This is a genomic window from Bifidobacterium bohemicum DSM 22767, assembly GCF_000741525.1.
Lineage (GTDB): Bacteria > Actinomycetota > Actinomycetes > Actinomycetales > Bifidobacteriaceae > Bifidobacterium > Bifidobacterium bohemicum.
On sequence record NZ_JGYP01000002.1, the window covers coordinates 64296 to 87365 of the forward strand.

Annotated in this window: 14 protein-coding genes, 1 tRNA gene and 2 pseudogenes; 10 read left to right on the forward strand and 7 right to left on the reverse strand. The window is 57.9% G+C overall.

Annotation, left to right across the window (positions count from 1 at the left end; translation table 11 throughout):
- Positions 1-96: 96 nt before the first annotated feature.
- The 6 genes and pseudogenes from BBOH_RS02610 to BBOH_RS09630 all read left to right on the forward strand — a co-directional run.
- Positions 97-3924, forward strand: a complete 3828-nt coding sequence (locus tag BBOH_RS02610; protein ID WP_033521133.1) for a phosphoribosylformylglycinamidine synthase — start codon at positions 97-99, stop codon at positions 3922-3924.
- 114 nt (positions 3925-4038) lie between these two features.
- A pseudogene (gene purF / locus BBOH_RS02615) lies at positions 4039-5508 on the forward strand (amidophosphoribosyltransferase); the annotation flags it as partial.
- Positions 5509-5825: 317 nt separating this feature from the next.
- On the forward strand, positions 5826-6932 hold the full coding sequence (gene purM / locus BBOH_RS02620) for a phosphoribosylformylglycinamidine cyclo-ligase (RefSeq protein ID WP_033521131.1): 1107 nt from the start codon (positions 5826-5828) through the stop codon (positions 6930-6932).
- Positions 6933-7088: 156 nt separating this feature from the next.
- Positions 7089-8408, forward strand: a complete 1320-nt coding sequence (purD, locus tag BBOH_RS02625; RefSeq protein WP_143242334.1) for a phosphoribosylamine--glycine ligase — start codon at positions 7089-7091, stop codon at positions 8406-8408.
- 298 nt (positions 8409-8706) lie between these two features.
- Positions 8707-8994 carry a hypothetical protein gene (locus tag BBOH_RS08215; RefSeq protein ID WP_052118156.1) on the forward strand — a complete coding sequence of 96 codons (288 nt, stop codon included), beginning with the start codon at positions 8707-8709 and terminating at the stop codon, positions 8992-8994.
- Positions 8995-9158: 164 nt separating this feature from the next.
- Positions 9159-9639 (forward strand): annotated as a pseudogene (locus BBOH_RS09630) (ABC transporter permease); the annotation flags it as partial.
- A 218-nt stretch (positions 9640-9857) separates the two neighbouring features.
- On the opposite strand, the gene BBOH_RS02635 reads toward BBOH_RS09630, so the two are convergent.
- Complete coding sequence (locus tag BBOH_RS02635; RefSeq protein WP_237743114.1) at positions 9858-11984, reverse strand: LTA synthase family protein; 2127 nt, start codon at positions 11982-11984, stop codon at positions 9858-9860.
- 365 nt (positions 11985-12349) lie between these two features.
- Between BBOH_RS02635 and BBOH_RS02640 the strand changes: the two genes are divergently transcribed.
- On the forward strand, positions 12350-13729 hold the full coding sequence (locus tag BBOH_RS02640; RefSeq protein WP_033521130.1) for an alpha/beta hydrolase: 1380 nt from the start codon (positions 12350-12352) through the stop codon (positions 13727-13729).
- A gap of 41 nt (positions 13730-13770) precedes the next feature.
- Positions 13771-16614 carry a bifunctional lysylphosphatidylglycerol flippase/synthetase MprF gene (locus BBOH_RS02645; RefSeq protein ID WP_052118154.1) on the forward strand — a complete coding sequence of 948 codons (2844 nt, stop codon included), beginning with the start codon at positions 13771-13773 and terminating at the stop codon, positions 16612-16614.
- A 276-nt stretch (positions 16615-16890) separates the two neighbouring features.
- On the opposite strand, the gene BBOH_RS02650 is transcribed toward BBOH_RS02645, so the two are convergent.
- From BBOH_RS02650 to BBOH_RS02665, 4 genes are all read right to left on the reverse strand, one after another.
- The gene (locus BBOH_RS02650; protein ID WP_033521128.1) at positions 16891-17349 is read right to left on the reverse strand and encodes a Fur family transcriptional regulator; all 459 of its coding nucleotides are present in this window, start codon (positions 17347-17349) and stop codon (positions 16891-16893) included.
- A 146-nt stretch (positions 17350-17495) separates the two neighbouring features.
- Positions 17496-18677 carry a 5-(carboxyamino)imidazole ribonucleotide synthase gene (gene purK, locus BBOH_RS02655; RefSeq protein ID WP_033521126.1) on the reverse strand — a complete coding sequence of 394 codons (1182 nt, stop codon included), beginning with the start codon at positions 18675-18677 and terminating at the stop codon, positions 17496-17498.
- Positions 18661-19164 carry a 5-(carboxyamino)imidazole ribonucleotide mutase gene (gene purE, locus BBOH_RS02660; protein WP_033521124.1) on the reverse strand — a complete coding sequence of 168 codons (504 nt, stop codon included), beginning with the start codon at positions 19162-19164 and terminating at the stop codon, positions 18661-18663. The genes purK and purE overlap by 17 nt, the downstream gene beginning before the upstream one ends.
- 326 nt (positions 19165-19490) lie before the next feature.
- The gene (locus BBOH_RS02665; protein WP_033521122.1) at positions 19491-19799 is read right to left on the reverse strand and encodes a YhbY family RNA-binding protein; all 309 of its coding nucleotides are present in this window, start codon (positions 19797-19799) and stop codon (positions 19491-19493) included.
- A 150-nt stretch (positions 19800-19949) separates the two neighbouring features.
- Here BBOH_RS02665 and BBOH_RS02670 point away from each other — a divergent pair.
- Positions 19950-20023 (forward strand) — tRNA-Arg (locus BBOH_RS02670).
- Positions 20024-20280: 257 nt separating this feature from the next.
- The gene (locus BBOH_RS02675) at positions 20281-21660 is read left to right on the forward strand and encodes an ATP-binding protein (protein WP_052118153.1); all 1380 of its coding nucleotides are present in this window, start codon (positions 20281-20283) and stop codon (positions 21658-21660) included.
- 31 nt (positions 21661-21691) lie between these two features.
- Here the strand turns inward: BBOH_RS02675 and BBOH_RS02680 are convergent, their stop codons facing one another.
- Entirely contained in the window at positions 21692-22894 is a 1203-nt protein-coding gene (locus tag BBOH_RS02680; RefSeq protein ID WP_033521231.1) for an SLC13 family permease, read from the reverse strand.
- Between the two features lie 11 nt (positions 22895-22905).
- Positions 22906-23070, reverse strand: a complete 165-nt coding sequence (locus tag BBOH_RS08740) for a hypothetical protein (RefSeq protein WP_156097521.1) — start codon at positions 23068-23070, stop codon at positions 22906-22908.

Sequence of the window (23070 nt, forward strand, 5' to 3'; positions counted from 1 at the left end):
CAACCGTCCGACGGTCCGCAAGGCAATACCACGGTTCCCGAATTTCCACATCCCATACCGCAGTAACCCACCCAGCAACAACGCAAAGGAACGAAAGTGACACCTTCAGCGGTTTTTCGTGTATACGTAGAGAAAAGACCGGGCTTTGACATCGAAGCCCAAGGACTTGCCGTAGAGCTGCGGGAGGTTCTGGGGTTGACGAATCTAAGCCGGGTGCGTGTAGTCAACCGATACGATGCCGAAGGACTGAACGACGCGCTGTTCGGCCGTGCCGTCCCCACGGTATTCAGCGAGCCATCGGTCGATACGGCCACATCAGAACCGCCCGACTTCGGGGATTCAGCGGTGTTCGCGACCGAATATCTACCGGGCCAGTTCGATCAACGGGCCGAATCGGCAAGCGAGTGCATCCAACTATTGAGCGGCGGCGAACGACCTCAAGTACGTACGGCCAAGGTATACGCACTCTATGGGGATCTCACGGAACAACAAGTCGAAGCGGCCAAACGCTACATCATCAACCCCGTGGACGCGCATGAAACAGGATTCGAACAGCGTGACACTCTTGCGATTCCCACCAAGCAGCCGGTTTCAGTAGAGACACTTGCCGGATTCAACGCACTGAGCGACGCGGGACTGCAACGCCTGATCGACAGCCGCGGATTGGCGATGGACCTTGCAGACGCTCGCCGTTGCCGGGATTATTTCCGTGCCGAACATCGCGAACCCACCATCACGGAGATCAAAGTGATCGACACATATTGGTCCGACCACTGCCGTCATACCACGTTCGGAACCGAGCTGACCGACGTCACCATCGATGACGAGGTGGTTCGGACCGCATTCGACCGTTATCTGGGGATGCGTAAGGAGCTGGGACGCGAGAACCGGCCGACCACTCTGATGGACATGGCCACCATAGGCGCGAAATATCTGCAGCACAACGGCGTTTTGACCGGACTTGACCAATCAGAGGAAATGAACGCCTGCACGGTCAGCATCGTGGTAGACGTGAACGGCGAACCGCAGGATTGGCTCTTCCTGTTCAAGAACGAGACGCACAACCACCCCACCGAAATCGAACCCTTCGGCGGGGCGGCCACCTGCATCGGAGGCTGCATTCGCGACCCGCTTTCCGGTCGAGGATACGTTTATCAGGCGATGCGGGTCACCGGAGCCGCAGACCCGCGTGTGCCGGTGAATCAGACGATGGCCGGCAAGCTTCCCCAGCGCAAGCTCGTCACCACTGCAGCCGAGGGGTATTCCTCCTACGGCAACCAGATCGGGCTGGCCACCGGACAGGTCTGCGAAATATACCACCCCGGATATGCCGCCAAACGGATGGAGGTCGGCGCGGTCGTCGGCGCCGCACCAGCCATGAACGTGCGACGCGAGAGACCTCTGCCCGGAGACAGGATCATTTTGCTCGGCGGACGTACCGGACGCGATGGCATCGGAGGTGCCACGGGAGCCTCAAAGGTGCAGGACACGGACAGCCTTGTTCAGTCCGGCGCCGAAGTCCAGAAAGGCAATGCGCCGGTCGAACGCAAGCTGCAGCGAGTGTTCCGCCGTCGCGAGGCCAGCGTGCTCATCAAACGCTGTAACGATTTTGGTGCGGGCGGCGTGTCGGTGGCGACCGGCGAGATCGCCGACGGACTGACGATCGACCTCGACAAGGTGCCCAGGAAATACGATGGGCTCGACGGCACGGAACTGGCGACATCCGAATCCCAGGAACGCATGGCGGTGGATGTGGCGGCAGACGACGTCGATGAGTTTCTGCGGTACGCCAACGAGGAGAATCTTGAGGCCACCGTCATCGCTACGGTGACCAAGGAACCTCGTATGCGCATGGCGTGGCGCGGCACCACAATCGTAAACCTCTCCCGTGCGTTCCTGGCCTCGAACGGGGCCGCGAAACACCAACAGGTGCAGGTCGAGCGTGGCAGCGGATACTTGACCCCGGAAACCTGGCGAACCGGTTCCTTCAAAGAGCGCATGATCGCCTTGGTAAACGACATCAATGTCGCCAGCAACAAAGGACTGGCGGAACGATTCGATTCGACCATCGGCGCAGGCAGCGTGCTGATGCCTTTCGGCGGACGTAGACAACTGACACCCAGCCAGGCGATGGTGGCCAAACTACCGGTGCCCGGCGGCAAGACCAAGACGGCGAGCGCCATGGCATGGGGGTTCAACCCGTTCATCACCGAACGCAACCAGTTCGTGGGCTCGTACCTTGCCGTGCTTGAATCGCTCGCAAAGCTGGTGGCCACCGGTTTCACCCGCGAACGCGCGTATCTGAGCCTTCAGGAGTATTTCGGCAAACCGCACACTGATCCGAAACGCTGGGGCGAACCGGTTGCGGCGGTTCTCGGAGCCTTAAGCGCGCAGGCCGACCTTCAAGTCGGCGCCATCGGCGGAAAAGACTCGATGAGCGGCAGCTACGAGTACGAAGGGCACGAGCTGGACGTACCGCCGACGTTGATTGCTTTTGCCGTCTCGACAGGGAACCTCAACCGCACGATCAGCCCGGAATTCAAAGGAGGCGGCCATCGCATCGTGCGTATCGCGCCATTGCATTATGGATACGACGCTCAAACCGACAAAACGATTGATCCGCATGATGACTCCAACGCCTATCTTCTGATTCCTCGGCCCGCGGACGCCCTGGCGGCAATCGACGCGGTTGAACGGCTCACTCAGGCAGGAACCGTTCTCGCAGCGTCGACACCCGGTTATGGGGCGAGCGCCGAAGTTCTGTTCAAAATGACACTTGGCAACCGTGTCGGCATCAGGCTCAACGAAGCGATGGGCACGGAGGAGTTGTTCCGGCCCGCCTACGGTTCATTCATTTTGGAACTGGCGGACGTAACGGAACTGCCTGAATCGACAGACCATGTGCGCATTGAACTGATCGGCACGACAACCGACTCCTACACCTTTGCCGTCGGCAACGAAAACGTGGATCTTAACGACTTGCAGAGGCGTTGGGAATCACCGATGCAGGACGTGTTCCCCTACCTGAGCAACGAAGACGAGACGACGATTCCACGGATTGACACGCTCGACTGCCACGCCGGGCATCGTGTGACCCGCTCAGGCCCCAAGCTGAGCCAAGCCCGTCCCCATGTGCTCATTCCCGTGTTTCCGGGCAGCAATTGCGAATACGATGCCGCGGCGGCCTTCGAACAGGCCGGGGCCGAGGTCCACACCCTGATTATCAACAACCTGACCCCCAATGACGTATCGCGATCCTCACGACGTCTGGCAGACGAAATCAACGCCAGCCAGATCGTCATGATTCCCGGCGGCTTTTCCGGAGGTGATGAACCCGACGGCTCGGCCAAGTTCATCACTGCGTTCTTCCGGGCTCCCGCCGTGGCCGATGCGGTCAGAGACCTCCTGAACAACCGGGACGGACTCATGCTCGGAATATGCAATGGATTCCAAGCGTTAATCAAGCTCGGGCTCGTGCCGTACGGCGATATCGTCGAACCGAACGAAAACCGGCCGACCCTGACGTTCAACACCATCGGACGTCACCAAAGCCGCTTGGTCCGCACGCGTGTGACGAGCGATCTGTCACCCTGGATGGCTCAATGCGAAGTGGGCGACGTATACACTATTCCGATCTCACACGGCGAGGGCCGGTTCATCGCAAGTGCCGAGGAGCTCGAACGGCTCGCAGGCAACGGTCAGATCGCAGCGCAATATGTCGACGAACAAGGGCACGCGGTCATGAACCTGGCCAGCAACCCCAACGGGTCACTTTGCGCGGTGGAAGCACTGACAAGCCCGGACGGAAGAGTGATGGGCAAGATGGGGCACTCCGAACGTCGAGGCGACGGCCTGTACCTCAACGTGCCGGGACGCCGGTTCCAGCCGATCTTCGAAGCGGGGGTACGGTACTTTGCAAACTGACGCAGCCAGATCGATCACCGTGGTCGCTTCGCCGGCTTCGGACGCGCTAGATGTCATCCCAGGCACGGCGCGAACCATTCAACCACCAATGAAACCAACAGCAAGGAGCATGACATGTCCGCTGAATTGGAAGGCATCCATGAGGAGTGCGGCATCTTCGGCGTCTGGGGCCACCCCGACGCCTCAAGGCTGACTTATTTCGGACTGCACGCGTTGCAGCACCGTGGCCAGGAGGGCGCGGGCATCGTCTCGAACGACCACGGACGCCTGATCGGACACAGAGGGCTCGGCTTGTTGACGGAGGTGTTTCACGATGAGCACGAGATTGATCTGCTCAAAGGCGACAGGGCCATTGGCCATGTGCGTTATGCGACCAGCGGTTCGGGTGGAGCCAACAACATCCAGCCATTCATCTTTCGTTTCCACGACGGCGACATGGCCTTATGCCATAACGGTAACCTGACCAACTGCGAGACGCTGAAGACCAGCTTGGAAAAGGAGGGCGCCATCTTCCATTCCAACTCGGATACGGAAGTGCTGATGCACCTGATCCGACGGTCCTCCAAGCCAACCTTCATCGACAGACTCAAACAGGCGCTTAACGAAGTGCATGGCGGGTTCGCGTATCTGATGATGACCGAGAATGAGATGATAGGCGCGCTTGATCCCAACGGATTCAGGCCGCTATCCTTGGGAAGGATGGGCAACGGCGCGTATGTGCTGGCCAGCGAGACCTGCGCCCTTGATGTGGTGGGCGCGGAACTGGTACACGATGTGAAACCGGGCGAAATCGTGATCGTCGACGACGGGGGCTATCGCATCGAGACATACACCGACCGCACCCAGCTCGCCGTATGCGCGATGGAGTTCATCTACTTCGCCCGCCCCGACTCGACCATCCATGGGGTCAACGTGCACTCGGCCCGTAAACGCATGGGCGCCAGACTCGCGAAGGAGTCGCCGGTGGACGCGGACATGGTGATCGCCGTCCCGAACTCATCCTTGTCCGCCGCCTCCGGATATGCCGAAGCCGGCAACCTGCCCAACGAAATGGGGCTGATCAAGAACCAGTACGTGGCCCGCACGTTCATCCAACCAACGCAGAAGCTCCGCGAAGACGGGGTGAGGATGAAGCTTTCCGCCGTGCGTGGGGTCGTGAAAGGCAAGAGGGTGGCGGTAATCGATGACTCGATCGTGCGTGGCACCACCTCGCGACGCATCGTACGGCTACTCAAGGAGGCGGGCGCGACCGAAGTGCACATGCGCATCAGTTCGCCACCGTTGAAATATCCCTGTTTCTACGGCATCGACATCGCCAAGACCCGGGAGCTGATCGCCGCCAGGATGAGCGTTGAGGGCATTCGCGAGTATATCGGCGCCGATTCCCTTGGGTTCCTTAGCCTGGATGGCCTGATCGAGTCCATCGGCATGCAGGCGGACGCCCCATACGGTGGTTTATGCGTCGCTTATTTCAACGGCGACTATCCCACCGCGCTCGATGACTACGAACAGGAGTTTCTGGCCTCGATGAGTGCCGACGACCGCGAGCGACTGTCCCGGTTTGTGCAGGACGAAAGCAAATACCGGCACAAGGGACATCAATGTCTCGGCGGATCGAAGGTAAGCGGTCAAACCGGCGAACTGGCATTATGCGATTCGGTCGGCGAGGAAGCGGGAGCTGCCGGACGCGACGCAAATGACGAAGGGAGCGCACAACACGACTTCCGAATGGTGCTGCCATAGGCCATCGCCATGATCGAAGCAATCACGAGTCGATGAAAACGTTCCTGCGGAAAGCATTCGAACTGGGCCTGGCAACAGACCGTTTTCCAACAGCAGATTCACAACAGACACACCGGCGCCCGTTCAGCGAACGGACATAACACACAGAAAGGCATGACATGCCAGAAGCGTACGAACAAGCAGGGGTCAGCGTCGAGGCAGGCTACGAGGTGGTCCACCGGATCAAGTCGGATGTCGAACGTACCAAACGCCCCGGAGTCGTCAGCGGCATTGGCGGGTTCGGCGGCCTGTTTGCTTTGAATGAGCTCAACTACCGCGAACCGGTGCTGGTATCCGGCACGGACGGCGTGGGCACCAAGCTGATGGTCGCCAAGGCCGCGCATCGACACCGCACCATCGGGGTCGATTGCGTGGCGATGTGCGTCAACGACATCATCGCCCAAGGAGCGCAGCCGCTTTTCTTCCTCGATTACGTCGCATGCGGCAAGAACGATCCAGCCCTGCTTGAGCAGGTCGTGGCCGGAGTGGCTGACGGTTGCATTCAGGCCCAATCCGCGCTCATCGGCGGCGAAACGGCGGAGATGCCGGGCATGTATGCGCCGGACGAATACGATCTGGCCGGGTTCGCGGTAGGGGTGGTGGAAAAAGCCGCAATTGTGGACGGCTCTACCGTCCAAGAAGGCGATACCCTGATCGGACTCGAATCCACAGGCGTGCATTCGAACGGTTTTTCGCTCGTACGCCGCGCATTGTTCGACCAAGCCGGTTATACCGTTGACACACCACTGAGCGACCTGGCGGAATTCGATGCCACCGATGCATCGAAGCGCCATGCATCCGTGACCGGAGTCGACGGAAAGGACGGCGGCCCGGCTCTCAAAGACGTGCTCCTGACCCCGACGAAAATCTACGTCAAGGCGCTGCAACCTCTGTTGGCCGAAGGAATCGTCAAGGGGATGGCGCATATCACCGGCGGCGGGTTCATCGAAAACATTCCGCGTATGCTTCCTCATGGCCTTTCCGCGCACATCACATGTGACGCATGGACGATACCTCCCATTTTCAATTTGATCGAGAGGGCCGGCGCAGTCGACCACGCCCAGATGTACAACGTGTTCAACATGGGAATCGGCATGGTCCTGGCCGTTGCACCGGAAAGTACCGAACGCGCGCTCGCCCTGCTTGTCAACCAGCATGAAGCCGCGCATGTCATCGGTTCCGTGGTGAGTCAACCATCGTCGGGTCCGCGAGTCGTTCTCGCATGAGTCTTCCGCGCTGCAGCCGAAGCGCACGGCAACCGGCATCCACGCAGGCATCGGACCTTGATGCGAGGATTCCGGAGTCATAAGGCGGACGTCATGTCGCCACACGATAAGCAGCCTAATTCGTCAACGACGAGTGGGCGGGAAAGGTAGGGGAAAATGGGTATGAAAGTGTTGGTGATCGGTTCGGGGGCGCGCGAACATGCGATCGCGGCGACGTTGCTCAAGGGAGCCAGCGTCACGGAGGTCGCCGTGGCGCCCGGCAATCCCGGCATGGAGCTCGACGGCATTCGCACCGTTGCGATCGATGCTTCGAATCATGCCGGACTCATACGATTCATGCAGGTCAACGACTATGACTGGGCATTGGTCGGCCCCGAAGTGCCGCTGATCGAGGGCGTTGTGGACGATTTCACCGCCGCAGGCGTAAAGGCGTTCGGTCCCACCCGAGCCGCCGCGCGTATCGAAGGCTCCAAGGACTTCGCCAAGCAGCTGATGCAGCGGCACGACATCCCCACTGCTGCGTATCGGACCTTTGATGAATACGACGCCGCCGCGCAATACGTCAGTGAACACGGTGCACCGATCGTAGTAAAGGCCGACGGGCTGGCAGCCGGCAAAGGCGTGACCGTCGCGATGGATGTGCCCACCGCGCTCGACGCTTTGAACGACGTTTTCATAGACCGTCGTTTCGGCCGGGCGGGCGCCCGCGTGGTCATCGAGGACTACTTGCAAGGTCAGGAGTTTTCGCTGATGAGCTTCGTGAACGGCACGAATTTCTGGCCGATGCCCATTGCCCAGGATCACAAGCGCGCTTACGATGGCGACGAAGGCCCGAATACAGGCGGGATGGGTGCCTACAGCCCCGTACCGCAGATCGACAACGACGTGGTCGACACGGCCATCGAGACCATCGTCCGCCCTGCCGTGGAGGGCATGGCCGCCGAAGGATGCCCTTTCACCGGGATTCTGTACGCGGGACTGATCGCCACGGACGACGGTCCCAGGGTCATCGAATTCAACGCGCGTTTCGGGGATCCCGAAACGGAGGCCGTACTCCCCCTGTTGACCAGTGATTTGGGTGCCGCCATTGCCGCGATTCTCGATGGACAACAGCCGGTATTCGCATGGAGTCATGACACCGCATGCCTGAGCGTGGTGTTGGCCGCCGAAGGATACCCCGCAGAACCTGGAACCGGTTCGCCAATACCTGCCATTCCCACCGATCAGGACTGTCACGTGTACTTTGCCGGGGTGAAGGCCGGTTCCGTCGCCGCAACCGATGAACGGCTGATCACACCCACCGGTCTAGTCTCCTCCGCTGGCCGCGTCCTGGCCTATTCCGCAGTAGCTTCGACGCTAGGATCCGCACAACACAAGGCATATGCCACTCTTGACGAACTGGACGTCACCGGGCTGTTCTATCGTCACGACATCGGAGCCAAGGCTTTGCAGGAGCAACCACACACTCAACCATGAGCAAATCCGGGGTAGACAGGGCATCCACATCGTTCACATTCGAATTCGCATGCCCTATACGCCTGCCGATGTAGCCGCGCCCACCGCTATATCGGCAGGAGTTCCTCAGGGACGATTGCCTCCGAGCATGTTTTCCTGTATCCTACCGTATTATCACCGTCACCAAAGGCCGGGAACCCAGCCGTCCCGGCGAAGTGTTGGTCGGGCAGGAAACGGCTTACATGTTCAAAGACAAGTTCCGAAGTCAGAAGGACTGCTTCCGCACGCCTCCCGATCCTACCGGTGTTGAATGGACGATATGGGAGGCAACTGCAAGCCAGTCGAACCGCAGAAGCCGTTCTTCGACCCACTCAAGACTCCGTTCGAAGTCACCAAATCCCTGGAAGGCGAGCCCGATAGCAACCCCGGCCACATGACGATGGGCGGTCAGACCTACTTAATGTCCGATCTGTCCATGAACCCGTCGAAGCGGCCGACGACCGAGGATGCAACGTATCGGTTCGATGGCACTGTCCGTCAAGCCTCAGACGCCTCCGATGCCGGCAAAGGGCAACACTGGTCGAACGGTTCGACGGCATCATGGTGAGCATGGACGATCTGCAGAAAATCAAAAAGACCATGGATCCGGCCACCAATGCTTCTTCCATTCAGAGATACGGCACCGCATTGGTGAAGGTATCGGACATCTCGCAGGTCGAGCAGGTGCAGAGCACCATCAACTCAATGGGATTCCACACCGAGTCAAGCGACGACATGCGCAAGGAAATGGAACAGGCGTCTCGCCTCGTGCAGCTGATTCTCGGAGGCATCGGAGCGGTCGCATTCCTCGTGGCAGCCATCGGCATCGCCAATACGATGATCATGTCCGTCACCGAGCGAACCCGCGAAATCGGAATCCATGAAGGCTCTTGGTTGCACCGTTGCCGACATCCGCGTCATGTTTCTGACGGAGGCGGCGACGATCGGCTTGGTCGGAGGAATTATCGGCGGGCTGATCAGTGCCGCTGCTTCACTTGGCATGAACCTACTAGCCCTCGGCGGTCCGAGCTGGAACAATGTCGGCAAGGCGATTTTCGGCGGCACGGACGTGACCCGAATGTCCATTATTCCATGGTGGCTGTTCATCTGTGCCGTGCTTTTCTCAGTGGTCATCGGTCTGATCTTTGGCTTCGCGCCGGCGAATAAGGCGGTCAGAGTACCCGCTCTCGACGCCATCAAGAATGAGCAGTAAACACGGCCAACGAGCCATAAACAGTGGCCGTGAATCAGGCGCACCATCATTGTTCATGGGGAGAATTCATGGCCATTGGCCTTGGGCCAATGGCCGACCACCCAATGGTGCAAGACCGCTAACCGCCGGCAAATCAGTGCACGAACACGTCAACGCACCGACCGTCCAACAGACAACCTGCGGAGGATCAGTATGAATCCAGGTTTTCCGAATGCCTCTCAGCGCGTCGCAACATCCACATGCAAACCTGCCGGCGCACAGCCACGAGTGCGTCCGACAACGACGGAGCGCGCCATCGAAACGGCGGATCCGGTGGCGCTGGTCGGAGACTTGCGGGAGATGTCCAAGTTGATGGGCGATCCACCCGGAACTGTCATAAACCCTGTGTTCTCGAGGTAATGGCGACCTGCGGTGATGTCGTACTGGATGAGTCGGTAGTCGTGCATCAGCTCTTTGGTCTTTGCGTCGAAGTCGTCTGCGCTCATGGGCTCACCCTTGGCGTTCAGGTAAATGGGCTGGCCCTCCGGAATGCGGTTCCACCCCTGAATCTTGTTGACCACGGGAGGCTCGATTGCGGCGATCCTTTCATGCAGAAGCGTGAGGAACGCCAGATAGGGCGAGACTTTCGCGTCCATATGCTCGGCGGCCTGCGCCATGAAGAAATTGGGTGAGGTATAGGTCGCGTTGGACAATTTCGTACCATGCGAGGCGGCCCTTTTGTTCGACCAGATGAAATAGTCACTCTCATGCAACGCCAAGGAGTTGGCGCTGTCGGAGCCGGCCGTCGAATAGATGCCCGGCAGATGGTCGCCATACCACACCACCGTCACCGGACGATCGAGCTTGTCAAGCTTTTCCAGGAAGGTGGCGGTGGCCTCGTCGGTGATATTGACCCCCTTCGAATACGTGTTGATCGAAACGGTCTCGTCATCGCCCAACCGCTCGGCCCCGGGCGCGGCGGTCGCACTGAAGGCATTGTCGGCATACCAGTTGTGGTATGGCATGTGGTTCTGCATGGTGGCCAATTGCACGAACCTACTGTCTTTGTGCCGTTTCATCCAATCAAGGACACTGGTGTAGGCCGATTCGTCATCGATGTAGGGGCTGTTGTCCTTTTTGACCTGCGGCGATATGACGTCGGGCTCATTGAGGGTGTAGAAATGAGGAAAACCGAATTTTTTATAGTCTGCAGCACGCGAGTACATGGAGGACTGGTAAGGGTGGAACGCCACGGACCGCTCACCTCCGTCCCACGATTGATTGACCGTAGGCGCCCAGGTCAACCCCGGAACCAGCTGTTGGTATGGACTGGTGAGTGACGGATCGAAATTGGCCATCGAAAGACCAGTCAAAGCTTGGTATTCAAGGTTCGCGGTGCCTCCGCCGTAGCCGCTGGAAAGCATCAGGCCGCTGGTCGTACTCTCCTTGACGGCCCGGATCTTGGGCATCGGATCATGGTTGAGTTTGACCCCCGGCACGCGCGTGGGGTCGGAGAATGATTCCGAAAGCACAAAAATGACACTGCTGTCCGTCAGTCTTGCATCTCGCTTCGCGTTGATGGTCTTGGCCTCGCTTTGATAGCGCTTGACCAAGGCATCCATCCCGGCCTCACTGTAGCCTTGCGGCTCGGTCATAACTCGTGGATCGAGCTGACGCGCGAAAGCGAGCAGGGCCCCGTTACGCTGCGAATCGTAGACGGAGTCCCACATCGAAGGCATGTCTCCCATCGTATGGGCCACGGTGTTGGCCCAGGTGTCCACGGTGCCGACCGAAACCGAGAAAGCGACGACCAGCGCCATGGACACCAGGCAGCCACCCAGCCTGCCGGCCACCTTGCCGATGTTCATGTTTCCCCTGATGACCCTGCCGCCCGTGGCATCGAAATGGCTGGCGAGCGCACACAACGCTATGATGACGACCGCCACGACAACGGCGCCGCAGATAAGCCACTGCGATCCGTTGGGCAGGAATGTCGTCAACTCGCCGGCATTGGAACCCGCCAACCTGACATCCGATGGAAGGATGGCCTCATAGCGGGCCATGACTTTGAAACGCTCGACCACGCCGATCACCGTGCAGACAACCAACACGGTGCCGGAGGACAGCCAGAAACGATTGGTGGCCAAAAGCACGAAAGCATAGATCAGCCCCAGAATCAACAGGTTCAGTACGAACACAAAACGACCCAAGGTCCACATCTGTTCCACGAATCCCCAAAAACCAATCAGGGGGCTCGACAGCGAAGCTCGTGAACTGCTGAGCGCCACACCCCATTGCAACATCGCAATGCCCAGCACGTCAACGAGTACAAACAGCAGGACATAACCCCACCAGGGCAATCTCAATCGGTTTTTGCCAAGTTGAAGAACGGATGGATGACCATTATTCTCATCCTTGTTATCCAGAACCGGACGGCCGGCGACTGACCCTTCCGCAATCGTCCCATCCTCAGTCTCATCGTTTATTGCTGTAAATCTCCACACACGGGCATTATCCCATAGCCTTTACGACAAGATCGCAGCAAGCGTATCTCACAGCGCGTAATCTCGAGCGACGCGCCCGGCCGGCCTAATGGCACTATGTTCAACGAACCGCCTCCTTACGCCGAAACTCATTCGCTAGGCCGATTGTCATTCTGGCGCAAATGAGAATAGAATCGTATGAGCAACATTCAGGAAGGCAAACGTCTTCGCACGGCACAAAGGAAACGATGGACTGGCTTTTCAATATTCACTTAATCACCGGTTGGCTGCCCAAAACCATGATTGCGCTCACCGTGGCCGGGATTGTGATGGTAGTGGTACTCAAATCATCGACGGGATGGTTCAAACCGTTGCTTACGCAACTGGCATGGGGCGTGGCAGGACTCGCTGTAGGCGGACTGGTGATCTGGCTGCTTTCAGATGTTTTCAAGGTGTTTGGAGTCAGCCTGGGCTGGAAGGTGATGCTGACCATCGCCGTCGGCATCGCCGTCATCACGGCGCTTGCTGCGGCGGCGGTGCAATCAAGAGGGGCCCGGCGCGTGATGGCCGTCATCACTGTGGTTCTCGCCTTGCTGACCTGTTTGCTTCGCGTTGATTCGATCTACGGCGAATATACGACACTGGGATCGGTGTTCGGACATACGCAGTTCTCGCCTCTCGACCTGAGCAAGGTGCACAAAAACACCACAACCGTCGAAGCATGGAAAGCGGAAGCCGAGAAAGGCGCCCTGCCGATCGTTCCCAAGAAGGGAGAGGTTCATTCAATCACGATTCCCTCTTCCGACAACCGTTTCCGACCGCGCACCGCGAACGTCTACTTGCCGCCGGCCGCATTAAGCGACAACCCTCCCGCTCTTCCGGTAATGATCGTACTGGCCGGGCAACCGGGCAGTCCAGACCGCTATTTCACTGCTGGACAGCTTGGGGTGATGCTCAACAACTATGCCGCCAAGCACCAGGGTCTGGCCCCCATCGCCGTATCCCCCGATCAGAACGGCTCATTGACGCGCAACACATTGTGTGCCGATACGCCTGAATACGGCAATGCGGAAACCTATCTGGTCTCCGATGTGACGCGATGGGTCAAACAACATCTGCCGGTTCAGCACACAGCCGATGCATGGCTGATCGGCGGGTTTTCACAGGGTGGCACCTGTGCCACCCAGCTCGGCCCCGCGTATCCGCATATCTATGGCCATATTTTCTCGGCGGGCGGCGAGATCGAGCCGACGGTCGGATCCCATGAGAAAACCGTCGACGAATACTTCGACAAAGACGAAGCGAAATTCGACAGGCATGTGCCGATTAAGATCATCAAGCGGCACGCACCCTCCACCCAGACATGGTTCTCCATAGCCGGCCAATGGGACCAGAAATCGCAAAAGAACCAGACCGCCATTAGTACGGCTGCAATGGACGCCGGGATGAGGACCACCACGGTCATATCGCAAGGCACCGGTCACGACTGGCACACAGTGCAAAATGGGATGCTGGCCCAAATCGACCTGTTCGGCACTCAGACCGGTTTAGGCAAAACGCATCGTAATATCAAGGGTTATTCTAAAATCAAGGTGGTAACTGCCAACACGAACCAATACACCGACTGATTTTAAAGCCACAGCACACAGAGATGGATGAAAGCATACATATGCAAGACAGTGACAACAACCCGCAGAGCACAGGTGCTCAGAGCCCGGACACAACCCCTGAAGTCAACGCGCCTAAACCGCGGGTCACATCTCCGAGTGAACCGGCAGGCAAGCAGAAAAACGCCACACGGCAGCGCCCAAAGCAGAGTTCACCCAGCAGCTGGTCGATTCTGGGCACCGATCTGACCAGCTGGATGCGCAATCACGCCTTTGCGATCATGGTGACGGCCGTTTTCCTTGTGGCGAATATCGTTCATATGGCATTCCGTGTTGTCAAAAGGCTCAAAGCCCCCGGTTACGGGCGCGACATGAGCCTTACACAGATCCTTCTGGACCAGCATTCACAGAGGCCGCCGTCAGGACGGTCGTTAAGGCCCGAAGAGATCATGCCTTGGCTAGGGCATATCGTACGCTCGGCCTTTGTCGTCCGTTCGCCGTTGATGCTTCTGGTTTATACCTTGCTGATTCTGGTGATTCTGTCGCTGGCGCAGTCCCGGCTCAAGGTGGCAAGGACGATTCTGACCGCCTGCGTCAGTGCGGTGATCGGCTCAGCCCTGGGACTTGCCGTGTGCGTTGGGGTGGATATGGCCATGCGCGACTGGCGATACATGGAAAGTCTGCCCGTGATCCTGTCTCCACTGACACTCGTCATTGGTGCGCTGATGGCTGAAAGCGCTTACGAATCCTTCATGTGGCGCCGTCGCATTGTCCTACTGGTCTACACCATCATAGGAACGATGCTGCTGTTCAGCGGGAACCCCGGTGATTATTGCACGCTCGGGGTCGCTCTGACCGGGCATGTCATGGGACTGGCAATGCATGGACCGGCCAGGGACCATACCAGCTGGCTGCGTGGAACCGATTATGAAACCCGTCGTCTTTTCGCATTCGCGCAATTGGTGTTCGCCTTCGGTCCGATTCTGGCTCTGACATCCACCTCGCACCAGGGCCCATTGACGAATCTGGGACTGTTTATCTCATCAGTCTGGAGCGACCCCGATCTGCTCAGAGCCTGTGGGAAAAGCCATAGGATGGCCAGCTGCGTGTTGCTCTCAGGACAACATAGCACCGCTCTGATCGGTTTGTGGCTCCACATTCTACTGCCGATGGCCGCTCTGATTATCGTGGCGTGGGGGCTGTACCATGGCAGAAGACTGGCCGCTTGGGTCGGTGTGATATTGAACGCGGCTTCGGCGGTGTTCGCGATTCTCTATTATGTGATTTTCCCGTTCATCATCACCCCCCAAAGTCCCATCATGACCCGCAACTACAGCTTTATGCCGGCTTTTGTTGCCACGGCACTGCCTCCGTTGCTGATGGCGATTTTCCTATTGCGCAACATGGAGCATTTCACCGTGACAACGGACGGAAAGCGCGTATTGGCGGGATTGCTTGCAATCGCGGGTACACTGGTCATCACGGTAACCGGATATGTGGCCTTCGCCCTCAGTTTCCCCAACGACTTCCGTCCACGCCCGACATTCAAGCTTCTGCTGCTTGACCTCCTGCGTCGTCTGCTTCCAGCCGGATTCGGTGGCCGCAGGTCGTTGTTGATCACTGCGGGAACACTACCGGCCACCATCGTGAGCGAAGGATTCGCGACCGTTTTCTGGGTGGTTGTGGTCATCGTTTTCATCCTTTGGTTCCGGGATCGTGTGGACGTGGACGAACGCGACCGCAAACGGGCCGAAGAGCTTGTGATGCTTGGCGGGCAGTCCATGAGCTTCATGACCACTTGGGAAGGTAATCATTACTGGTTCAGCCAGTCAGGACGCTGCGGTGTGGCCTACCGTGTCCTGCACGGCATAGCTCTCACAGTCACGGGTCCTTTTGGAGACCCTGCCGAATACCAGCAGGCCCTGAGCGACTTCACAGCCTTCTGCGAAGTGAATGGTTGGACGCCGAGTTTCTATGCCGTGCATGATGAGCAGCGGGCGGAGCTTGAATCCACGGGTTGGTCCTCCGTTCAAGTAGGCACCGAGATGATCATCGATCCGAACCAGTGGCAGACACGCGGCAAAAAGTGGCAGGATATTCGCACGGCCATCAACAAGGCCAAACGCGACGGCATCACTGACGTCATGACCACATACGAGCAGGCCGGTTTCGAGATCCAACAGCAGATCGTCGAGATTTCCGAACAGTGGGCGCAGATGAAGGCACTGCCGGAAATGAAGTTCACATTAGGAGGCATCGAGGAGTTGCAAGATCCGCGCGTGGCGCTCTTGTATGCCGTGGACGCGGAGGGCACCGTACTCGGAGTGACCAGTTGGCTGCCTACTTACCGACAGGGGCGGGTGATCGGCTGGACTCTTGACTTCATGCGTCATCGCACCGACAGCCCGAACGGCATCATGGAATTCCTCATTGCCCGCATGGCCGAACGTCTGCGAGATCAGGGGCAGACCAATCCAGCGAACGCCATCGAGTTCATGAGTCTTTCGGCGGCTCCCCTGGCAGGCATGGGCGAGGGGCGCGAAACGTCCCGGTCCCACGATCCCAAAACCTCCGAAAGCGCGGAAGACACCCATTCTTCTGATGCAGCAGGATCACCGACGACGCAGACAAGTGGAACGGCAATGATTGAGCATGCCTTACAGATCGCCGCAGATGTGTTGGAACCGGCATACGCCTTCAAATCCCTGTTCTTCTTCAAGAAGAAGTTCCAACCGTCCCCCGCACCGATTTACATCTGCTATCCAGACGCAGCCAAACTCGCTCAAATCGGTTTCGCGGTCGTCAACGCATATGTTCCGGGCCTTAAGCCGGCCCAGGTCGTCGACATCCTCAAGACGATGACACCCAGCACCAGGAACGACGACGGAAAAGCCGATAGGGCGTAGACAATACGGGAAGGAACGTAACTGCGTGAATCACGGTTGCCGGCCGACGTCAATTGATGCGGTCGGCAATCGTTTTGTCGGTCGCCAGTGCAGCGTCAATGAACTGGCGGCCGACAAGACGGAACCACTAGTGGTGTAACCTCTCAACCCAGCACCATAACCACATACGTCCACAGTGACAACGGCTGCCTGGTCGCGAACGTCTCGAGGCATGCCAGACAATCTCGCCATCTCACTGACGTGGATGGTGATGTTTCTGAATGCACCTGCTTGGGTTCAATGCCGGGGATTGCAATATGCGGCCTGATCCTCATCGCTCATCGTGGATCGGCATTCAGGACACAGGCCGAAAATCTCGATGGTATGGGTAATGGCGGAATAACCATGCTGTTCGGCGATCTGCCTCAGCCATTGCTCCGGTGGCTCGATTTCGACTGTGTTGCCGCATGCCTCACAGACCAGATGGTGATGATGGCGGCCATCCATGCAGATACGGAAAACCTGCTGCCCACTGAGTTGAATGGCGTCGATGCGCCCGGCGTCCGCCAAGGCGTTGAGCTGCCGGTAAACGGTGGAGAGTCCGATCCCGCTGCCACCTTCGCTCAGCCTTCGATGCAGATCCTGCGCGGATACGAAGTCCTCACATTCGGAAAGTTCCTGCATGATGGTGTCTTGTTGCCAGGTGTTGTGTTGTCTTGTACGACGTACCTTGGTCGGCGCGAATCGCACTGTCATAGGCGCTTTCCTTGTACTTTCAGCCGCCGCGGCCTTACTCTCAGTGCCGTCAGCCCCAGTCATCGACCCTCCCCTCTTCCCCACCGGGAATGCTCAATGTCAAAAACAACATCACATTATATCGACGTAAACCTTTTGTCACAAGCCTATTGCAAATCGTTCCAACAGCCCGTGGCTTCAAGTGAGGCCACCGTTCGGGTCGTGTCATCGGTGAGCACGGTGATATGGCCCATCTTACGGTCCCGTCGCACCTCGGCCTTGCCGTAATCATGCAAGTACCACTCGGGGTGCTCTCCGATAAGGGCACGCGTGGGAGCCACATGCTGACCCAATACATTCACCATCACCGCAGGACTCAGCAGTCGCGGCTGCGGCAGGGGCCAACCGGCGATGCCACGAATATGTGCATCGAACTGGTCGATCGAGCATGCCTCGATCGTATAGTGCCCTGAGTTATGCGGCCGCGGAGCCAGCTCATTGACCACGACGGCGCCCTGTCTGGTGATGAACAGCTCGATTGCCAGAGTGCCCGCCAGCTTAAAACCTTCGGCCAGGCGTAAGGCGAGGGATCGGGCCCGACTGATGATCGTTTCATCGACCTCGGCAGGTGCGACGGTCAGATGCAGGATGTTGTGCCGATGGTCATTACGCACTATGGGAAAGGTCACAAAGTCGCTGCCATTACCGGCAACCAGGATCGATGCCTCGAATGCGAACTCGACAAAACCCTCGATAATCAAGGGAGGAAACATCCCCTCCTGCTCAACCCGAGAGTGCACATCCATCAGATCGGCCGGCCCGCGCAGAACCTTCTGTCCGTGGCCGTCGTAACCCCCGCGACGAGTCTTCAGAACCGCAGGATAGCCGATCTGCACAATTGCCCTGTCGAGATCGGCAAGGTCGTCCACCTGTTGCCACGGAGCCGTTGCGGTGTCGTGATCGTTGACGAAGCGCTTTTCGAAAACCCTGTCCTGGGTCACGCGCAGCAGATCGGTGCCCTGTGGCACCGCAGCACGATCCGCTCCTTGGCCACGCACGGCATCAATGGCTTCCGCATCGACGTTTTCGAACTCATAGGTCAGAACATCGCACTGCCTGGCCAGGCGGGCAATGGCATCTTTGTCCTCATATTGAGCCGTCACTTGGAAATCGGCCACCTGAGCTGCGGGGCAGTCCGGAGTCGGGTCAAGGACGCCCACACGAAAACCGTGATATCGCGCCGAAATCGCCATCATTCGCCCGAGCTGCCCTCCGCCGATGATGCCGATGACCTGATCGGGGTTCAACCGTTGCAAACGTCCGCCGGTTTCTTCAGATAAGCATGGCATTCGAATCCTCAACTTTCGTTTTGAGACTCTCACGGTAGTCATCGAGCGCCTCAGCCAGCGTCCTGTCGGTGATGCTCAAAATGCTGACTGCCAACAGACCGGCGTTTGTGGCACCCGACGCGCCGATGGCCGTCGTTGCCACCGGGATGCCCCCTGGCATCTGAACGATGGACAACAACGAATCGACACCGTGAAGAGCGTGGGACTGAATCGGGACACCAATCACCGGCAACGTGGTCTGCGCAGCCACCATTCCAGGCAAATGCGCCGCTCCCCCGGCTCCGGCGATGATGACCTTGATGCCTTCCGTGCGGGCAGAACGCGCAAAATGAGCCATTTTCTCCGGGGTTCGATGCGCCGATATGACCTCTTTGCCGTACGGTACGCCGAATTGGTCGAGAGCTTCGCACGCATGGCGCATCGTCTCCCAATCACTCGCCGAACCCATGATTACCGCTACCTGTGGTGTGCTTGTGCTCGTTACCATGAATCCTCCGGACTTTTCGATGATAACCAAATGCAAATACCACTATACGCATATTGAGTGATAGAACCCGTACTCCGACCGCCAATCGGGCACGCATGCCGACAAGACCACCGTTCTGTCGTCATTCGTTCGTCCCATCAGGGTTCACTTGCATAACCGGACACCTGTGCGAGCAAACGTGGATGAACCGATTCCGACTCATTTCACTTGCAGACGACCAATTGATACATACGGAACGCAATGACCAGTCCTCAAAACATCGTCTGCTCGCACAACCGAACGGCGGTCAGTACGAGCAGACGATGCAACGGGGTACACCGGTCAAGTCAACGCACCAGCCGAATACGCTCGACCCCCTCCTTGTCCGTCGGGCGGTAAAGAACCAGTCGATGACCAATCACCTGCACGAGTGTGGCTCCGACATTGCCGGCGAGCGTTTCCCCGACTTCACGCTCGTCAACCGGGCAACCATCCTGTACCACGACTTTGAGCAACTCATGCGATTCAAGCGTCTCGGAGGCCTGTTTAATCGCGGCTTCGGTGACACCGTTCCTGCCGATCCACAGCATCGGGTTGATTTTACTCGCCAAAGCCTTCAGCTGTTTGACCTGGCGCTTGTTCAGTTCGACCGTCATACATTCTCCTGTCATTCCGTTTCCTGTCCAGAGCCAGCACTTCGCTCACCGGACCAACTGGACGTTCACCCACAAACATACCCAATCCCATCCTCAAGACGACGCCACGCACGTCGCGGCAGTCAAAGGTGCTGGTATTATAGCAACCGCGGTCCCGTAGCTCAGCTGGATAGAGCAACTGACTTCTAATCTGTAGGTCGCCGGTTCGAATCCGGCCGGGATCACTCAACAAATCCCTTTAGCCACAACAGCTACAAGGGATTTTTTCTAATCCACGCTGGCTCGCCACAAAAAAACTGTGTGCCAACTGTGTGCCATTTTTGTCTTTCGCCGTTGATCCGTGCATGCAGGCCTTTTTATGGATTTCAGTCGGACAAAACGACAATTTTGGCAGCCTACGCGCAGTCCATTGTCCCGATAGATCGCATCAACATCTCTCTGCATTACTGATTCTGTCTGCTCAATTGGCTAAGCTCAAGACATGGCCAACGATATGGGATCGTCTGAACAGGAAGCACCCACCGGTGCCGTGGCATGGGCCGGCATCGAACCAACCGGTCAACCGGATTCATTCGATCATCAACCTTGCAGCGTCGAAAATCTGACCTTTGAATATGCTCAGGCGGCATTTGCCTCGGCTGGTCTGCCTTGGAACAGCGCAACCATGACACGCCTGCATCTGACAACCGCGCACTGCAACCACGGCACGCGCGGAAGCACCAACGATGCGATGAACGATCGGGGCGGCGACAGCGCCGAAACCGCAACCAATCCGGTAGACAAGCATACAGGTTCGAGTTCGGTGCCCAACGCCAAGCTACCCACATACACCAACACCGCCCTGCTGATTTCGGATCAATGCCCGTACCAGATCAAATGCGCAATGTTCCAAGGCACGACCAAAACCGATCTAAAAGAACGTCATGACATCTCGGGGTCGGTCTTGGCGCAAATCGACCGAACGATGGTCTTTCTCAACCAGCACAATTGCGGACACGACGCATTACCCGCCGAAGCCCTGCGTGAAGCGTTGGTCAACGCGATTCTGCACCGCGATTATTCGTTGGACGGCCCGACGCTCGTCAGTCTATTCGCATCACGCGTTGAAATCGTCTCCTTAGGCGGACTGTACGGCGGACTACAGGTCAATGACCTATTGAACGGAGTGAGCCAGACACGCAATACCTGGCTTGCCCAGGTGTTCGAAGCGCTCAAGCTCAGCGTAAATCTCGGCACCGGCATACAGCGTATTCTGGATTTGTACGCCGCAAGTACGGTCAGTCCGCAAGTGCGGGTCGGACCGACCTCAGTGGCGATGGTACTACCCAAACCAGTGTCGCAAGAGGATTGGCTGCAACCGACGATAGCTGAAAACGCCTTCGGCGGGCGACCCGGCGAACTCATGGACGACGACCATACGACCGGCGAGTCGGATGACGATCGGACTCATACCGCAAAACGCTATATCTTCCCTCCCGCCCGTCGTGACCTGACCCATGACCCCTCAGCCGCCCTTGCCGGAGCACGGGTCATCAGCGCCTCACCGTTATCCGAGGCAATCGAGCCGCTCTCCACCCTTATCCTCGCCGGAACGAACCTCGTCGGCAGAATCGGTGGCGACAACAATCGAGCACAGGCGGCAGATCGGATTCACGGCACCAATGGGGACGCGCTTCGCGAAGTGGAGGCATTGGAAGAAGCGACACTGCATCTTCTGGCAGAGCGCGGCACGGTACTGAGCCGAGCCCAGATCGAACAGACGTTGAGCCTCGACCGCGAACAAACGACCGTTGTGCTCAAAGCCCTGGTCGACAAGGGTGCACTCGATGAACACGTTGAATACTCGATTGCACATTCGTAGGACTCGGCCCTGCCCAGATCCAAACGCACAATCAGCCGATAATGAGCGACAGACCAAACAACACCGCCACGAATGCAACATTCACCAAGCTGTAGACAAGCAGGTAATGACCCTTGCGGTCAGGATAGCGCCGCGCAACCTGCTGGTAGGAGACCAATGACGCCATCGAAGCGATGATTGTACCCAACCCGCCGATGTTGGTGCCGATGATCAAAGGCTTCCACAGCCGGCAGAAGCCGGAGAGCAAAATCGAAGTGGGTACGTTGCTGATCAGTTGGCTGGAGACAATGGAAACGGCAAGAGGGTGGGCACCGACCACCGAGGCGGCCAAGGAGGAAAACGCAGGCACACGACGCATGTTGCCGATGAAAACGAAGAACATGATGAACGTCAGCGGCAAGGCCCAGTCAACTTTAAGAAACACGCGCCTATCGCACAGCACAAATCCGACGAAGACCAACGCCACCATCACCCACAGGGGCACGAAACCACTGACGGTCAGCGCACATACCAGGAACAGCACCGCATAAACGACCGCACGCCACACGTTGTTGCCGCCAATGCCGTAACCTCCTATGCGAATCTCGTTAGGCCGCTCCTTTTCCGTGAATGGGGCCAGCGTGGATTGTTCAATGCTGCGTGCATCGAGGGATTCAAAGTCAGCTTGCGTACGCTGCCCGCGGAAGGCCACAATAATGATGGCAAACAACAGAATGGCGGAAAGCAGGGAATACGGGCCCATGATTGACAAAAAACGCAAAGTGCCGAATCCTGAAATGGCCTTGAAATAAAGATTATGGGCGTTGCCGATAGGGGTGAGCATGCTGCCGGTGTTCGCGCCGATGGTCATGAGCGTGACCACAAGAACGACCGTCCTCTCCATCTTCGCCATAACCAGAACCGCCAAGGCGAAAGGCACGAACGTTACCAGCGCCACATCATTGGTGATGAACATCGCGGAAAAGAAGGTCAGGCACACCAAGGTGACCACGAGCCCACTTTCGGTATGAACATAATGCAATAGTCTCGAGCCGATTATCTGAAAGGCGCCGATCCGCTGGAAGCCGCACACCACGATCATCAGACAGACAAGCTGCATGATAGTGTTGACATGGATATAGGAAGCGTACTGGCCATCGGGCGGAACGATGAAGCATGAGACGAAAGCAAGTATGGAGGCGACAACCAGAACAATGTTGTCCTTGACGAATCCCAGTATTTTGTTGCCTACCATCGAAGTACCGATCACTTGCCCTGCCGGCAGGCGTCATGGCCCGTGCCATCCGCGTGAGCCATCGCCATATCAACCGCACCGTCCAACACGCACTCCTTCTCGAACCCCTCATGCCGGCCGCTCATCCCTTCGGACGGGCACATGCCATGTTTGGATAACCGCAGAGACCCAAACAT

What these genes read in the sequence shown, in the direction of transcription:
- purM (WP_033521131.1), top strand. Translation starts at nt 5,826, where the DNA reads ATGCCAGAAGCGTACGAACAAGCAGGGGTCAGCGTCGAGGCAGGCTAC.
- purD (WP_143242334.1), top strand. Translation starts at nt 7,089, where the DNA reads ATGGGTATGAAAGTGTTGGTGATCGGTTCGGGGGCGCGCGAACATGCG.
- BBOH_RS08215 (WP_052118156.1), top strand. Translation starts at nt 8,707, where the DNA reads ATGGGAGGCAACTGCAAGCCAGTCGAACCGCAGAAGCCGTTCTTCGAC.
- BBOH_RS02640 (WP_033521130.1), top strand. Translation starts at nt 12,350, where the DNA reads ATGGACTGGCTTTTCAATATTCACTTAATCACCGGTTGGCTGCCCAAA.
- BBOH_RS02645 (WP_052118154.1), top strand. Translation starts at nt 13,771, where the DNA reads ATGCAAGACAGTGACAACAACCCGCAGAGCACAGGTGCTCAGAGCCCG.
- BBOH_RS02650 (WP_033521128.1), bottom strand. Translation starts at nt 17,349, where the DNA reads ATGACAGTGCGATTCGCGCCGACCAAGGTACGTCGTACAAGACAACAC.
- purK (WP_033521126.1), bottom strand. Translation starts at nt 18,677, where the DNA reads ATGCCATGCTTATCTGAAGAAACCGGCGGACGTTTGCAACGGTTGAAC.
- purE (WP_033521124.1), bottom strand. Translation starts at nt 19,164, where the DNA reads ATGGTAACGAGCACAAGCACACCACAGGTAGCGGTAATCATGGGTTCG.
- BBOH_RS02665 (WP_033521122.1), bottom strand. Translation starts at nt 19,799, where the DNA reads ATGACGGTCGAACTGAACAAGCGCCAGGTCAAACAGCTGAAGGCTTTG.
- BBOH_RS02675 (WP_052118153.1), top strand. Translation starts at nt 20,281, where the DNA reads ATGGCCAACGATATGGGATCGTCTGAACAGGAAGCACCCACCGGTGCC.
- BBOH_RS02680 (WP_033521231.1), bottom strand. Translation starts at nt 22,894, where the DNA reads ATGGTAGGCAACAAAATACTGGGATTCGTCAAGGACAACATTGTTCTG.
- BBOH_RS08740 (WP_156097521.1), bottom strand. Translation starts at nt 23,070, where the DNA reads ATGTTTGGGTCTCTGCGGTTATCCAAACATGGCATGTGCCCGTCCGAA.